The sequence below is a fragment of the Streptomyces sp. NPDC055103 genome, from assembly GCF_053607625.1.
The window spans coordinates 117,465-130,916 of record NZ_JBSGTX010000006.1 but is presented as its reverse complement, the minus strand read 5'-3'; the positions used below and the strand labels follow the sequence as shown (position 1 = coordinate 130,916).

The window sequence follows — 13,452 nt, the reverse complement described above, 5'->3', positions numbered from 1 at the left end:
CTCGGTGGGCAGGGCTGGGCTCGGTGGGCTGAGGTGCGATGCGCTGCGGTGTCGTGAGTGGCGGAGCCGGGGCGATTGTCAGTGGGGCGCGCCACACTGGAGGCATGTGCCGCAGCATCAAGACGCTCCGACCACCCGCGCTGCCCGAGGAGGCGACCGAGGAGGACTTCCGCGCCGCCGCCCTGCAGTACGTCCGCAAGGTCTCCGGCTTCCGCGCGCCCGCCGCCCACAACCGCGAGGTCTTCGACCGCGCCGTGGACGAGATCGCGGAGGCGACCGCGAGGCTCCTCGCCGGCCTGGAGGTGCGCGGGGCGCACCCCGACGTCAGGAGACCGGAGCGGGAGCCGCAGCCGGACGCTGTATGACGTACGCGGCGAGGCCACCCGCCAGGAAGAGCGCGAGGGTCGACACCCCCGCGCTGAACCAGGTCGCGCCCAGCCACTGCCCGCCCAGCCAGCCGAGCCCCACGCTGTAGGAGGCCCAGGTCACGCCCGCGAGCGCCGACCACGGCAGGAAGTCCTTGATCCTCCGCCTGGCCGCGCCCGCGCCCAGGGAGACCACGGAGCGGCCCGCCGGCGCGAAGCGCGCGAGCACCACGAGCAGCCCCCCGCCCCGGGCCAGCGCGGTGCCGAGACGTTCCTGCGCCACGGAGAGGCGTCGGGAGCGGGCGATCGCCCTGTCCAGCCTCGCCCCGCCCCGCCGGGCCAGCCGGTACGCGAGGAAGTCGCCGAGCACGGACGCGGTGGCCGCGCAGAGCAGCAGCGGGAGGAGCGACGGCACGCCGGGGGAGGCCGCGGTGGCCGTCGCCGCGGCCGTGGCGGCGGTGATCACCAGGAAGCCGCTCGGCAGCACGGGCAGGAAGACGTCGAGCAGGATCGACGCCGCCACCACCGGGTAGATCCACGGGCCGGCGGTCAACGACCGCAGCGAGCCGAGGCTGTCGAGCAGATTCACAGGGCCAGAGCCTACGCGGGGGTGGGAACACCCCTGGCGGGCGGGTGCCGGGGAGGGGGGTGGGGTGTGCGAGGCGGCGCGGGGGGCGGTGTGCGGGACCGGGTGGGGATGCGGGGTGTGCGGGACCGGGATGGTGATGGTGACGGTGATGCGGGGTGTGCGGGGCGCGTACGGGAAAGGCCGGAAACCGTCCTGCGGTTTCCGGCCTCCTCCGGCTGCGTCCGGCTCAGGCCGCGATCGGCGCGCCCTGCTTCTCGTGCTCCTCGCGGGTCTTCACGCCCGCGCCGCGCCGGGCGCCGAAGAGCCCGTCGAGGGCCAGCGCGCCCGGGCCGGTGAAGACGAGCAGCGCGAAGGACCAGCAGAACAGGGCCGCGGTCTCGCCGCCGTTCTGGAGCGGGAAGAGGGCCTCCGGCTGGTGGACCTTGAAGTACGCGTACGCCATCGAGCCCGACGCGAGGAACGCGGCGCCGCGGGTACCGAGGCCGGCCAGGACCAGGACGCCGCCGACGAGCTGGATCACGGCCGCGTACCAGCCAGGCCACGTGCCGGCCGGGACGGTGCCGCCGCCCATCGCGCCGCCGAGGACGCCGAAGAGCGAGGCCGCGCCGTGGCAGGCGAAGAGCAGGCCGACGACGATGCGGAAGAGGCCGAGCGCGTAGGGCTGCGCCTGGTTCAGGCGGCCCGTGAGGGTGGTCGCGCCACCGCTGCTCAGGCTGCCGGTCGGACTGTCGTTCATCGGGCTGTCGTTCATGGGGGAACTCCTTCGGCCTGACCCCACCCGTGGGGAGGGCGAGGTGTGGGGGACGGAAACCGAGGCCGCAAGGTTAGGCACCCCTCACCAGTACTTGCAAGTTCAAACATTCAGCCACCGGGGAGCGTGTGGCGAGGCTCACTCCCCGGGGCCACTGTGGTGACGGTGGTTCAGGGGGTCCGTGGTCAGCAGCCGTTGAGGACGGACTGCAGGGCGCTCTTCTCCGCGGAGTCGATGCTGAGGTTCCAGTGGTACTTCACGTGCACCCACGCCCGGACGTACGTGCAGCGGTAGGCCGTGCGCGAGGGCAGCCACTCCGCCGGGTCCAGGTCGCCCTTGGACTGGTTGACGTTGTCGGTGACGGCTATGAGCTGGGGCCGGGTCAGGTCGTTGGCGAAGGCCTGGCGCTGCGCGGTCGTCCACGCGTTCGCGCCCGAGCGCCAGGCCTCGGACAGGGCGACCACGTGGTCGATGTCGAGGTCGGAGGCGACGGTCCAGGTGGCGCCGTCGTACTCGGAGTACCAGCTGCCGCTGATCGAGGCGCAGCTGGAGTCGGTGACGACGTTCACGCCGTCGCGCTTGAGCACGGTCTCGCGGGTGTTGCAGGTCCCGGACTGGGTGATCCAGTGCGGGAAGAGATCCCTGCTGTAGCCGGTGGAGGAACCTTCCGCCTTGACCGTGAGGGCGGCGAGGTAGGTCCGGGCGGTGGCCGCGCTGACCGGGGTCGGCATGGCCGCCTGGGCGGCCGGTGCCGTGGCGAGGAGGCCGGTGACGGTGAGGGCGGCGGAGGTGGCGAGTACAGCGAGTCGACGCGCGTAGATCATGCCGACGGGCATGTGAACTCCCTTGAGGTGGGGGGACCTTGGCTGGGATCGGTCCCCGCGAGGTGCCGGGCGCTGGCCCGGTCATCGTGGCGGCGCCAGGTTTCCGTGGGGGGTGCGCCAGGTAACAGGGTGGCGACATGAGCACGTCACATCAAGGGGTGTGACGTGACTGATGGAGCGCCAGATTCCGCCCGGCGCCCGTCCGTTACGGGAGGTCTCGGCCGTGCGCTCTGCTGTGGCCGTGTGCTTATGGACGTGAACGTCACCTTTGGGGCGGTACTCGCCGTCCTGCTCGCCCTCGCCGCCGGCGTCGTCGCCCTCGCGCACCTCGGCCGGGCCCGCGCACCCTGCTCGCCGGTGCGCGCGCCGCCGTCCAGTTGATCGCCGTCTCGCTCGTCATCGGCTGGGTGGTCCGCTCCGTACCGCTGCTGCTGTGCTTCCTGCTCCTGATGTACGCCGTGACGGTACGGACGGCCGGGCGGCGGGTCGTGCCCGCGCCGGGGCGCGGCTGGTGGTGGGCGGGCGTGCCGATCGCCGCCGCCGTGGCGCCGGTGGTGCTCGCGTTCGTCGTCACCGGACTCGTACCGGTGAAGGGGATCACGCTCGTGCCCGTGACGGGCATCCTCGTCGGCGGCGCGCTCACGGCCACCGTCCTCGCGGGGCGGCGCGCGCTCGACGAGCTGGAGACGCGGCGGGGCGAGGCGGAGGCGGGGCTCGCGATCGGGCTCGTCGAGCGCGAGGCGCGGCTCGAGGTCGCGCGGAAGGCCGCGGCGGACGCCCTGCTCCCCGGCATGGACCAGACGCGCACGGTGGGTCTCGTGACGCTGCCGGGGGCCTTCGTGGGCATGCCGCTCGGCGGCGCGCCGCCGCTGCACGCGGGCGCCGTCCAGCTCTTCGTGCCCATCGCCCTGCTCGCGGTGCAGGCGGTGGCCGCCGCGACCACCCTGGAACTGGTCGCGCGCGGCCGGATCACCCGGCCTGGGAAGGCCGGCGCGGAGGTGGGCCCCGGGGGTGCTAGGCCAGGGCGGTGAGGGTGATCGTGCCGTCCGGCGCGGCCTCGACCCGCAGCCGGGTGAGGTCCGCGACGTGGAGGTCGGGGGCGAAGGCAGCCGCGCGCGGGCCCACGCCCACGATCCGCATGCCGGCCGCGCGACCCGCCTGGATCCCGGCCTCGGAGTCCTCGAAGACGACGCAGTCCGCCGGCGCGAAGCCCAGCTCGGCCGCTCCCTTGAGGAAGCCCTCGGGGTCCGGCTTGCTCGCGCTGACGCTCTCGGCGGTGACCCGCGTCCCGGGCATCGGCAGCCCGGCCGCGCCCATCCGCGCCTGGGCGAGGGCCTCGTCGGCCGAGGTCACCAGGGCGTACGGCAGCTCGGCGATCGCGGCCATGAACGCGGGGGCGCCGGGGACGGGCACGACGCCGTCGAGGTCGGCGGTCTCCTCGGCGAGCATCACGCGGTTGTCGGCGTAGTTCTCCTCCATCGGGCGTTCCGGGAGGAGGACGGCCATCGTCGCGTACCCCTGGCGGCCGTGGACCACCTTGAGGACGGCGGCCGCGTCCAGACCCTGCCGCTCGGCCCAGCGGCTCCAGCAGCGCTCGACGACGGCGTCCGAGTTGACGAGGGTGCCGTCCATGTCGAGGAGGAGGGCGCGGGCGGTGAGCTGTGCCGGGGTGGTGGCGGCCATCGGGTCTCCAGGGAGGGGTACGGCGAACGAAGCGGTCCCGCCCGCCGGTCAGGGAGTACGGGCGGGACCACTTTGTTTTTCCACGATACAAAACCGGGAGCCGTCTTGGCCAGCCGGTCGCCCCCGCGGGGACCGGTGGCGTGGTCAGACCGTGCGGTCAGGCCGTGTGGTCGGGCCACGGGACGTCGGTGGCCACCGGGGCGCTGTAGTCGATGCCCGGCACGGAGAACCCGTACAGGCGGCGGACCTCGTCGCGGAACCAGGCGAGGTCGGCGAGGCCGGCGATGGTGTCGGTCGTGGCGGCCTCCCAGCGTTCGGCGACGGCCGCCTGGACGCCGTCGGCGAGCTCCCAGTCGTCCAGGCGGATCCGGCCCTCGTCGTCCAGGGCGAGCGGGGCGACGCCGGTCAGCCGGTCCCACAGGGCGGCGAGCTGGTGGATCGGCGGGACCAGGTCCTCGCCGAGGACGCCGCGCAGCAGGCCGGTGTACAGGGCGATGCCGGGGATGGCGGTGGAGGACTGGGTCACGGCGGCGGCGTTGACGGAGGTCACGGCCCGCCCGCCCACCGTCTTGCCGAGCCGCTCGTCCAGCGTGCGGGCGGTGGCCTCCAGGTGGGCCTTGGCCACGCCGATGGTGCCCTGCCGGTAGATCGCCGCCGTCAGCGGCGAGCCGATGTACGACAGCGCGACGGTGGCGAAGCCGTCGGCGAGCAGGTCCCGCCCGGCGAGGTGGTCGATCCAGCGCTCCCAGTCCGCGCCGCCCATCACGGCCACCGTCTGCTCGACGTCGTCGCCCTCGGCCGGCCCGGTCTCGACCTCACGGACCTCGGGAACGCCCTGGTCGTCGAAGAGGAGCGTCTTCGTGCGGTTCGCCCGCCCGATCGGCTTGAGGACGGAGGCGTACGTGGTGCCGGTCTCGGGGTCGGTGCGCCGGGGCGCGGCCACCGAGTAGACGAGGTAGTCCAGTCTGCCGCCGAAACGCCGCTCGACGAGGTCGGCGACCTGGTCCTTCATCGTGTCGGAGAACGCGTCGCCGTTGAGGAAGACCAGGTCCCGCCCGGCGCCGCGGGCGAGTTCGGCGGTGGCGGCGGTGCGGTACCAGCCGGCCGTGCCCGTACGCCGCTCGGTGGGGGCCTTCTCGAAGGAGACCGCGATGCCGCGGATGCCGGCGCGCTTGAGTCCGGCGAGGGTCGCCGCGAGGCCGTATCCGGCGGAGGCGCCGATGATCAGAGCCACCGGTCCGGTGCCGTCCGGTGCGGTGCCCTCCAGTCCGGCACCCTGCGGTCCGGTGCCGTCCAGCCCGGCGCCCTCCGGTATGTCGGCCGGGGCCGGGGCGGCGACAGGAGCCGGGCACGCCTGCCACATGTCGGCCACCAGCCGCGCGCAGCCCGCCGGATGGGAGTCGAGGAAGAGGAAGCCCCGGTTGCGGGGGGTGAGAACGCGCTCGCTCACGATTGCAGTCCTTGGTTCGGCCGGCACGAGGGCGCGGTGACCGGCCGGGCCACCGCGTTCCGCCAGTCTGCGACAGGGCGGACACGGACAGTGGCCCCGCCAAGGACAATGATCGCGAGCCGGTCTTGGAGCGTTCCACCAGTTCCGGACACCTCAGAGCACGGTGCTCCGCTCCAGCGCCTCCCGCGTGCGGGGGCCGTACACACCCTTCGGGTCGCCCTCGATGTACATCCAGGACTGGTAGCTCTTCACCGCGCGCCAGACTTCCTGGTCGTACTCCCCGTCGGGGGAGCCGTGGTAGGCCCCCGCGAGGGTCAGGCGCTTCTGGAGCTCCAGCACTTCGGCCCCGGTCGAGCCGAACCTCAGCGTGGGTGCGGGCTCCTCGGTGGTCTCCTCGGGCGCCCGCGTGGTCGGCGGGGCCGTCGTCGGCGCCGCGGTCGTCGGGGCAGCCGTGGTGGTGGCCCGCGGAGGGGCCGCCGCTGTGGTCCGCGAGGGGGTGGGCGTGGGGGACGGCGAGGCGGAGGTGGTGGACGGGCGCGCGGATGGGCGCGCGGACGGGGTCGAGGGGGTGGGCTCCGGCGTCTCGGACGTCGGGGCCTCCGAGACGGCGACGTTCAGGGACGCGCTGGTGGTCACCTCGGGCACGGCCGCCCGGTCGTCGGTCTCGTCCCCGCCGGCGAGGAGGACCGCCGCGAAGGCGGCGGTGCCCGCCACGGCGACGGCTGCCACCGCCGCGACCACCATGCCGCGCTTCCGCCCGCGCGCCGGGTCCTGCTCGGTCGCCGGGTCGACGATGCGGCCGATGCCGTGCAGCAGCAGCGGCGCCGTCTCGAAATCGCCGTCGCCGTTGCCCGCGCCCGCGCCCTCGCCCTCGCCGTTGCGGTCGCCGTTGCCATAGCCGTGGCCTCCGCCGTACGGGCTCGGGGGCGGACCCAGGTCCTCCGGACGGATCACCGCCAGCTGCGCCGTCGGCGGGTCCTCCGGCGCGTAGCCCCCGACAGGCCCGGAAGGCCCGCCGAGCCCGGAAAGCCCGGAAAGCCCGGAAGGCCTAGCAGTCCCGACCGGCCTAGCAGTCCCGACTGGCCCAGCAGTCCCGACCGGCCCAGCAGTCCCGACAGTCCCGACAGGCCCGGAAGGCTCAACAGGCCCGACGGGTCCCGAAGCCCTCGTGGGTTCCACGTACCCCGAAGGCCCCGGGCCTCCCATGGCCTCCGCGGGCTCCGTCGCGCCCAGCGTCACGTACGGCCTGATCCGTAGCGGATCGAAGTCCTCGGCCGTCGCTATCTCCGCCTGGGCGCAGGCGCAGCCAGGTCTGTGTACACCGCATTCAGGACAGGCATGTCCGGTCATGATGGGTCCCCTCCCCGAGACAACTGCGAGCGATTATGCAGCCCGTCCCCGTTCGGTAGATGAACGGCGTACGTCTCAGCAGGCCATATCGGGACATTCGGACCAGGATGGAGGAGTTGTCCGAGGACGAGGCCCCCGAGGAGACACGCCCATGGCCCAGGAAACGAGCCCGTCCCAGCTCGGCGGCGATCCCCTGCCCGGGGAGGGCCAGAGCCACCGCACGGTCATGGTCGCGATCGGCGCGCTGCTGCTCGGCATGCTGCTCGCCGCGCTCGACCAGACCATCGTCTCCACCGCCCTGCCGACCATCGTCAGCGAACTCGGCGGCATGGAGCACCTCTCCTGGGTGGTCACCGCCTACATGCTGGCGGCGACGGCGGCCACCCCGCTGTGGGGCAAGCTCGGTGACCAGTACGGCCGCAAGAAGCTCTTCCAGGCCGCCATCGTCCTCTTCCTCATCGGCTCCGCCCTCTGCGGCATCGCCCAGAACATGCCGCAGCTCATCGCCTTCCGCGCCGTCCAGGGCCTCGGCGGCGGCGGTCTCATGGTCCTGTCGATGGCGATCGTCGGCGACCTCGTCTCCCCGCGCGAACGCGGCAAGTACCAGGGCCTCTTCGGCGCCGTCTTCGGCGCCACCAGCGTCCTCGGCCCGCTGCTCGGCGGCCTCTTCACCGAGCACCTCTCCTGGCGCTGGGTCTTCTACATCAACCTGCCGATCGGGATCGTCGCCCTCTTCGTGATCGCCGCGGTGCTCCACATCCCGGTGCGCTCCACCCGGCACACCATCGACTACCTCGGCACCTTCCTCATCGCCTCGGTCGCCACCTGCCTCGTCCTGGTCGCCTCCCTCGGCGGCACCACCTGGGCCTGGGGCTCGGCGCAGATCATCGGCCTCGCCGTCCTCGGAGCCGTACTCCTCGTCTGGTTCGTGTACGTCGAGCGGCGGGCCGCCGAACCGGTCCTGCCGCTGAAGCTGTTCCGGATCCGGACCTTCAGCCTGGTCTCGGTCATCAGCTTCGTCGTCGGCTTCGCGATGTTCGGCGCGATGACCTATCTCCCCACCTTCCTCCAGGTGGTGCAGGGCGTCAGCCCGACCATGTCCGGCGTCCACATGCTGCCCATGGTCCTCGGCATGCTCATCACCTCGACCGCCTCCGGCCAGATCGTCTCCCGTACCGGCCGCTGGAAGGTCTTCCCCCTGGCCGGCACCGCCCTCACCGCCCTGGGACTGCTCCTCCTCAACGAGCTGACGGAGACCACGTCCACCTGGGAGATGAGCGTCTACTTCTTCGTCTTCGGCGCCGGGCTCGGCCTCGTCATGCAGGTCCTCGTCCTGGTCGTGCAGAACGCCGTCTCGTACCAGGACCTCGGCGTCGCGACCTCGGGAGCCACCTTCTTCCGCTCCATCGGCGCCTCCTTCGGCGTCGCCGTCTTCGGCACCATCTTCACCAACCGGCTCACCGGCAAACTCGACGACGTCTTCGCGAGCGCGGCGAGCGCCGGGGAGGAGATCCCGCCCGGCGTCGGCGCCGACCAGGTCGCCGCCGACCCGCGCACCATCGCCGAACTCCCGGCCGACCTGCGCCCCTCCGTCCTCCACGCGTACGCCACGTCCATCACCGACGTCTTCCTGTACGCGGCTCCGGTCGTCCTCGTCGCCTTCGTCGTCGCCTGGTTCCTCAAGGAGGACAAGCTGCGCGCCTCGGTCACGGCGCCCGACACGAGCCAGACCCTCGCCTCCAACCCGGTCGAGCGCTCCTCGTACGACGAGTGCGCCCGCGCGCTCTCCGTCCTCGGCTCCCGGGCGGGCCGCAAGGAGATCTACGAGAAGATCACCGACCGCGCGGGGCTCGACCTGCTGCCCGCCGCGAGCTGGCTGCTGCTGCGGATCCGCCGGCACGGCACCGTCGAACCCGCCCGGCTCGCCGAGACCACCCCCGTACCGCTGCGGGCGATCACGGAGGCCTCCCGGCAGGTGGAGGAGCGGCGGCTGGCCAGCCGGGAGGGGGTCCAGCTGTTCCTGACCGAGGAGGGCGTCGAGGCGGCGACGAAGCTCGCCAAGGCGCGCGAGGAGTCGCTCGCCGAACTCCTCGGCGACTGGTGGGGACCGGACCGGCCCACCGACCTCGTGAAGCTGGTGGAGGAACTGACGGCCGAGCTGAACGGCTCGGACGGGGAACGGCCTCACACACCCGAACCGCCCCGCGACCACCACGCGTAGCCCGGGCCAGGGGCCGGGCCAGGGGGCGGCTCAGGTGGCGGGGCGGAGGCCGTGCGTGTGCGGCGCGTCGCCTCAGAGGTCCTTGCCGTACCAGATGTCCATGTACGGGCCCGTGCAGTACGCCGGGATCTCCCCGTACCCGTGCCGCGTGTACAGGGCGCGTGCCTCGACCAGGTCCAGGCGGGTGTTGAGGACCATCCGGCGGGCGCCGAGGCCGCGGGCCGCGTCCTCCAGCTCGCCGAGCAGGGCCCCGGCCCCGCCCAGGCCGCGGAAGGCGTGACGCAGGAAGACCCGGGTCAGTTCGGCGCGCCCCTCGTCGAGGAGGAGCACACCGCCGCAGCCGGCGGCCTTCCCCTCGTACCGCGCGACGAGGAACTGCCCGGTCGGCGGGGTGAGCAGTTCGACGCCGTCGTTCGTCAGCCCCTCGTCGATCTCCGCGGCGGTCACGGGCCGCTTCCAGTACCGGCCGGCGACGTCGTCGTAGTAGTCGCGGCGGAGGGCGACGGCGTCCGGGGTGTCGACGCGCTCGGGGGAGAAGTTCCAGGTCATGCGCGCCATTGTGCGGCGCGCACGACCCGGGACGCAGCTCAGTTCTTCGGGGACGCCTGCTGCACGACCTCGAAGGACCAGAGGGTGGAGCCGGAGGCGGCCGGCTTCGGCCGCTCGCCGCCCTCGGCGCCACCGCCACCGCCGTGCGCGGCCTTCATGGAGCCGTTCATCCAGTTCTGGAAGTCCTCCTCGCTGCGCCAGCGGGTGTAGACGAGGTACTGGTCGGTGCCCTCCAGCGGGCGCAGCAGCTCGAACCACTCGAAGCCGTCGGACCCCTCCACGGCCCCCGCGCGGGAGGCGAAGCGCTGCTCCAGGACCTCACGCTGCTCGGCCGGAACGGTCAGGACGTTGATCTTCACCACACTGGGCACACGACACCTCTCAGTTCAGTACGCACTTTGTGTCCGCAGTCTCCTACACCGGTCCCCCGACCCGCCGGAGGCCTTCCGGCGGGGAAGCGGTCATGATGCTCACGAAGGCAGGAGACCGATGACAGGGGGCAGGGCGTGAGCGGGTTCGAGGTGGCGGTCCGGGCCGGTGCGGTGCGGGAGTTGGCGGCGCGCTGGCTGCCCCGTCTCGGGGACGGTGACTTCGTCGTGTCGCCGGTCGGGCTGTGGCTGGCCCTCGGGGCCGTCGCCTCCGGGGCGCGGGGGCGGACCGGGGAGGAGCTGGCGGGGCTGCTCGGGGTCGACGGGGAGGAGGCGGCCCGGGCCGTGACGGAGGTCGGGCGGTGGCTCGGCGGGACGGACGGGGTCGGGGTGGCGACCGGGGTGTGGAGCACGATGCCGGTGCTCGACGGCTTCCGGCGCGGGCTGCCCGACGTCGGGTTCGGGGTGCTGCCCGGTGCGGCCTATCACGCCCTGCCCGACGCGGTCTTCGGGGCGACGGACGACATGTCGTGGGGCGAGATCCCCGACGCCCAGGAGGAGCTCGACGCGTGGGTCGGGCGCGCCACCGACTGGCGGATCCCGCGGCTGCCGCTCGAACTCGACGGTTCCGAGGACCTCGTCCTGATCAACGCCCTGGCCCTGAAGGCCTCCTGGGCGACCGCCTTCCCCGGGCACCTCACCCGCGACGAGCCCTTCACCGACGGGAGCGGCGAGACCCGGCCCGTACCGACCATGCGGCAGCGGATTCCCGCCGGGTGGGTCTGGTACGTGGACGGGGTGACCGTCGTCGAGCTGCCGTGCGACGGGGGCGCCCGGGTGCGGTTCGTGCGGGGGCGCGAGGGGGCCGGGCCGGGTGAGGTGCTGCCCGCCGCCTGGGCCGGGGCGGGTGAGCGGACGCCGCTCGCGGCCGACTCGGCCGATCTCGCGCTGCCGCGCTTTACGCTCCGTACGAGGACCGAGGTCGACGCCCACCTCGACGCGCTCGGAGTCCGTCTGGCGCTGCGTCGCGAGGCCGACTTCTCGGGGATCTCCGAGGCCGCCATGTACATCGACAAGGTCGTGCAGGAGGCGGTGGTCGAGGTCGCCGAGGAGGGGGTCGAGGCGGCGGCCGTCACCACGGTGAGGATGACCCGGAGCGCGGCCGCCCCCCGCCCCGCCACGGTGGAACGCATCGCCTTCGACCGCCCCTTCGGGGTCGTCGTCCTCGACGGCGACGGGGAGGTGCCGCTGTTCGCGGGGTGGCGGAGAAGCGCGCCGGGGGCCTGAAGCCTCGGGCGTGTTTCGAAAGTCCCGTCTGCCGGGCGGCGTCTGGCACGCACGCTCGCCGCGTTGTCGGGATCATCCCGATACACCAGTATCGGGACGACCCTCCGCCTTGCGATCGCACGCACCAGACGCCGCCCGGCCTGCCCTTCGGGCAGACGACGCTACTTTCGAAACACGGCCTAGGGCTCGACGACGCGGGCGATCAGCAGGCCGTCGTGGCCCTTCGTGCCGACCGTCTGGAACGCGGTCGCGTCCAGCCGCGGTTCGCGCGCCACCAGCTCGAACATCTCGCGGGTGCCGGTGACGGCCGGGTCGTCCGGGTGCGGGGTGGCGATCCTCCCGCCGCGCACCACGTTGTCGACGATGATCACCGTGCCCGGGCGGGAGAGCTTCAGCGCCCACTCCACGTACCGCGGGTTGTTGACCTTGTCCGCGTCGACGAAGACGAGGTCGAAGGGGCCCGCGCCCTCCTTCTCGAGGAGCGGCAGGCTGTCCAGGGCCGCGCCCGTGCGGACCTCGACGATCGTGTCGAGGCCGGCGCGGGCGATGTTGGCGCGGGCGACGTCCGCGTGCGCGGGGTCGTACTCCAGGGTGATCAGCCGGCCGTCGGCGGGCAGGGCGCGGGCCAGCCAGATCGTGCTGTAGCCGCCGAGGGTGCCGATCTCCAGGATGCTCCGGGCGCCCTGTGTCGCGGCCAGCAGGTGCAGCAGCTTGCCCTGGTTCGGGGCGACCGCGATCTCCGGCAGGCCGGCCGCCGAGGACGCGGCGAGCGCGCCGGTCAGGGCCTCGTCGGCCGGGGCCAGCAGTTCGGTGACGTAGCGGTCGACGGCGGTCCACAGGTCGGTCTGAGGGTTCGTCATGCGGCCGAACGTACACCGGGGATGGGTGCCGGGCGGCGCCTCGACGCGCGTACGGCGAGGAGCGTCGCCGCTGCCCCGAGCAGCACGCCGCCGCCGACCGTCGCCAGCCACGCGGGGATGTCGCCACCGATCGTCAACAGGCGTTCCGTGTAGACGACTTCGCGGTACGGGGTGTCCGCGACCGCCCGCAGGTGATGGTCGTCGGCGATGCGGTCGGGGCGGGGGAACCTCTGCTCCAGGGCGGTGAGGTAGACCGGTCCGGTGCCCGCGAGGCTCGCGACCGCGCCCTCCGGACGGCCGATCCGGCCCGCGAAGGTGACCTCGGGGGTGTCGCCGCCGATGGGGGAGCGCGGCTCCATCCGGTGGTCGGCGAGGATGTGGAGACCGAGGCTCTGGGCGTCCTTCGCGAGTCTCGACAGCCGCATGGGATAGACGAGTTCGGGGGAGGCGAAGGCGATCCGCAGGGGCGTGAGCTCGCCGGAGAGGACCGCGTCCTTCTCCGCGGGCGCGAGGCGGACCGCGACGTACTCCCACTTCCGGTCCACATATGGCCGCAGCGCGTCCGTGAGGCGTTCGGGCAGCTCGAAGCCGTTGGCGCTCAGCCAGTCGCCGAGGGCCTCGGGGTCGGTGGCGGTCAGCCGGGCCACGTCGAAGGGACCGAGCCGCTCGCGACCGACGACCCCGACCCCGGCGCCCCCGCCGGGGGGCGCGGCGGCGCCGGCACCGTCCCCGTAACCGTGGGAGAACGGCCAGTCGTCCCCGCGCGGCCAGAAGTAGAAGCGGTCGCGCTGCTCGGGCTCGGTGAGCCGGTCGAGGGCGTCGAAGAGCGCCGGGTCGCCGAGGGTCACGTCGGCCCGGCCGGGCACTGGCATGATCCACGCGGCGCGCCGGGCGTTCCCGTGGACGCGGAAGCGCATGACGACGGTCTCGGTGTCGCCGTCCCAGTGGACGGCCGACTCCTCCCGGTCGACGCCGATGCGTTCGGCCTTGTCCGGGATCATGGCGCCGCAGCCGCAGGCGTACGCCGGTGCGACGAGCTGGCCGAGTTGGAGCGCGAGCAGCGCGACGACGATCGCGACGACTCGGCTGGTCAGGCTTGTTCTGTGTGTCCCCCGCATGGGGGGTCGGACGCGGCCGGTGGCGGTCCGGTTCCGA

The 13,452-nt window shown here is 73.3% G+C and carries 13 protein-coding genes and 1 pseudogene; 4 read left to right on the top strand and 10 right to left on the bottom strand.

Annotation, left to right across the window (positions count from 1 at the left end):
• Positions 1 to 104: 104 nt before the first annotated feature.
• Positions 105 to 365 (top strand): DUF2277 domain-containing protein, encoded by a 261-nt coding sequence (locus ACWFR1_RS06425; protein WP_453547135.1) that lies wholly within the window; start codon positions 105 to 107, stop codon positions 363 to 365.
• Here the strand turns inward: ACWFR1_RS06425 and ACWFR1_RS06420 are convergent.
• From ACWFR1_RS06420 to ACWFR1_RS06410, 3 genes are all read right to left on the bottom strand, one after another.
• Positions 325 to 954 carry a DedA family protein gene (locus ACWFR1_RS06420; protein ID WP_453547132.1) on the bottom strand — a complete coding sequence of 210 codons (630 nt, stop codon included), beginning with the start codon at positions 952 to 954 and terminating at the stop codon, positions 325 to 327. The two genes, ACWFR1_RS06425 and ACWFR1_RS06420, sit on opposite strands and share 41 nt — an antisense overlap.
• Before the next feature lie 226 nt (positions 955 to 1,180).
• Positions 1,181 to 1,690 carry a DoxX family protein gene (locus ACWFR1_RS06415; protein ID WP_453547263.1) on the bottom strand — a complete coding sequence of 170 codons (510 nt, stop codon included), beginning with the start codon at positions 1,688 to 1,690 and terminating at the stop codon, positions 1,181 to 1,183.
• Positions 1,691 to 1,890: 200 nt separating this feature from the next.
• Positions 1,891 to 2,541: an HNH endonuclease family protein gene (locus ACWFR1_RS06410; RefSeq protein ID WP_453547130.1), complete on the bottom strand. Its 651-nt coding sequence runs from the start codon at positions 2,539 to 2,541 to the stop codon at positions 1,891 to 1,893.
• 231 nt (positions 2,542 to 2,772) lie between these two features.
• Here ACWFR1_RS06410 and ACWFR1_RS06405 point away from each other — a divergent pair.
• Positions 2,773 to 3,560: pseudogene (locus ACWFR1_RS06405) on the top strand (ABC transporter permease).
• Here the strand turns inward: ACWFR1_RS06405 and ACWFR1_RS06400 are convergent.
• The 3 genes from ACWFR1_RS06400 to ACWFR1_RS06390 form a co-directional block, all read right to left on the bottom strand.
• Positions 3,544 to 4,212, bottom strand: a complete 669-nt coding sequence (locus ACWFR1_RS06400; protein WP_453547127.1) for an HAD-IA family hydrolase — start codon at positions 4,210 to 4,212, stop codon at positions 3,544 to 3,546. The pseudogene ACWFR1_RS06405 and the gene ACWFR1_RS06400 overlap by 17 nt on opposite strands.
• A 157-nt stretch (positions 4,213 to 4,369) precedes the next feature.
• Entirely contained in the window at positions 4,370 to 5,662 is a 1,293-nt protein-coding gene (locus ACWFR1_RS06395) for an enoyl-[acyl-carrier-protein] reductase FabV (protein ID WP_453547126.1), read from the bottom strand.
• 153 nt (positions 5,663 to 5,815) lie between these two features.
• Entirely contained in the window at positions 5,816 to 6,616 is an 801-nt protein-coding gene (locus ACWFR1_RS06390) for a peptidoglycan-binding protein (protein WP_453547124.1), read from the bottom strand.
• Positions 6,617 to 7,163: 547 nt separating this feature from the next.
• Between ACWFR1_RS06390 and ACWFR1_RS06385 the strand changes: the two genes are divergently transcribed.
• Positions 7,164 to 9,233 (top strand): DHA2 family efflux MFS transporter permease subunit, encoded by a 2,070-nt coding sequence (locus tag ACWFR1_RS06385; protein ID WP_453547122.1) that lies wholly within the window; start codon positions 7,164 to 7,166, stop codon positions 9,231 to 9,233.
• Between the two features lie 72 nt (positions 9,234 to 9,305).
• Here the strand turns inward: ACWFR1_RS06385 and ACWFR1_RS06380 are convergent, their stop codons facing one another.
• Both ACWFR1_RS06380 and ACWFR1_RS06375 read right to left on the bottom strand, forming a co-directional pair.
• Entirely contained in the window at positions 9,306 to 9,791 is a 486-nt protein-coding gene (locus tag ACWFR1_RS06380; RefSeq protein WP_453547120.1) for a GNAT family N-acetyltransferase, read from the bottom strand.
• Positions 9,792 to 9,820: 29 nt separating this feature from the next.
• Positions 9,821 to 10,153, bottom strand: a complete 333-nt coding sequence (locus ACWFR1_RS06375) for an antibiotic biosynthesis monooxygenase family protein (protein WP_453547117.1) — start codon at positions 10,151 to 10,153, stop codon at positions 9,821 to 9,823.
• Positions 10,154 to 10,288: 135 nt separating this feature from the next.
• On the opposite strand from ACWFR1_RS06375, the gene ACWFR1_RS06370 reads away from it, so the two are divergent.
• Positions 10,289 to 11,437 carry a serpin family protein gene (locus ACWFR1_RS06370; RefSeq protein ID WP_453547114.1) on the top strand — a complete coding sequence of 383 codons (1,149 nt, stop codon included), beginning with the start codon at positions 10,289 to 10,291 and terminating at the stop codon, positions 11,435 to 11,437.
• Positions 11,438 to 11,616: 179 nt separating this feature from the next.
• Here the strand turns inward: ACWFR1_RS06370 and ACWFR1_RS06365 are convergent, their stop codons facing one another.
• Both ACWFR1_RS06365 and ACWFR1_RS06360 read right to left on the bottom strand, forming a co-directional pair.
• Positions 11,617 to 12,297, bottom strand: coding sequence for an O-methyltransferase (locus ACWFR1_RS06365; protein ID WP_453547112.1), 681 nt, complete (start codon positions 12,295 to 12,297; stop codon positions 11,617 to 11,619).
• A complete protein-coding gene (locus tag ACWFR1_RS06360; RefSeq protein ID WP_453547110.1) occupies positions 12,294 to 13,415 on the bottom strand; it encodes a DUF2330 domain-containing protein in 1,122 nt (373 codons plus the stop codon). The genes ACWFR1_RS06365 and ACWFR1_RS06360 overlap by 4 nt, the downstream gene beginning before the upstream one ends.
• Positions 13,416 to 13,452: the final 37 nt, after the last annotated feature.

Bases quoted from the DNA above. Each gene is read 5' to 3' on its own strand.
- ACWFR1_RS06425 (WP_453547135.1), top strand. From the start codon at position 105: ATGTGCCGCAGCATCAAGACGCTCCGACCACCCGCGCTGCCCGAGGAG.
- ACWFR1_RS06415 (WP_453547263.1), bottom strand. From the start codon at position 1,690: ATGAACGACAGTCCGACCGGCAGCCTGAGCAGCGGTGGCGCGACCACC.
- ACWFR1_RS06410 (WP_453547130.1), bottom strand. From the start codon at position 2,541: ATGCCCGTCGGCATGATCTACGCGCGTCGACTCGCTGTACTCGCCACC.
- ACWFR1_RS06400 (WP_453547127.1), bottom strand. From the start codon at position 4,212: ATGGCCGCCACCACCCCGGCACAGCTCACCGCCCGCGCCCTCCTCCTC.
- ACWFR1_RS06385 (WP_453547122.1), top strand. From the start codon at position 7,164: ATGGCCCAGGAAACGAGCCCGTCCCAGCTCGGCGGCGATCCCCTGCCC.
- ACWFR1_RS06380 (WP_453547120.1), bottom strand. From the start codon at position 9,791: ATGGCGCGCATGACCTGGAACTTCTCCCCCGAGCGCGTCGACACCCCG.
- ACWFR1_RS06365 (WP_453547112.1), bottom strand. From the start codon at position 12,297: ATGACGAACCCTCAGACCGACCTGTGGACCGCCGTCGACCGCTACGTC.
- ACWFR1_RS06360 (WP_453547110.1), bottom strand. From the start codon at position 13,415: ATGCGGGGGACACACAGAACAAGCCTGACCAGCCGAGTCGTCGCGATC.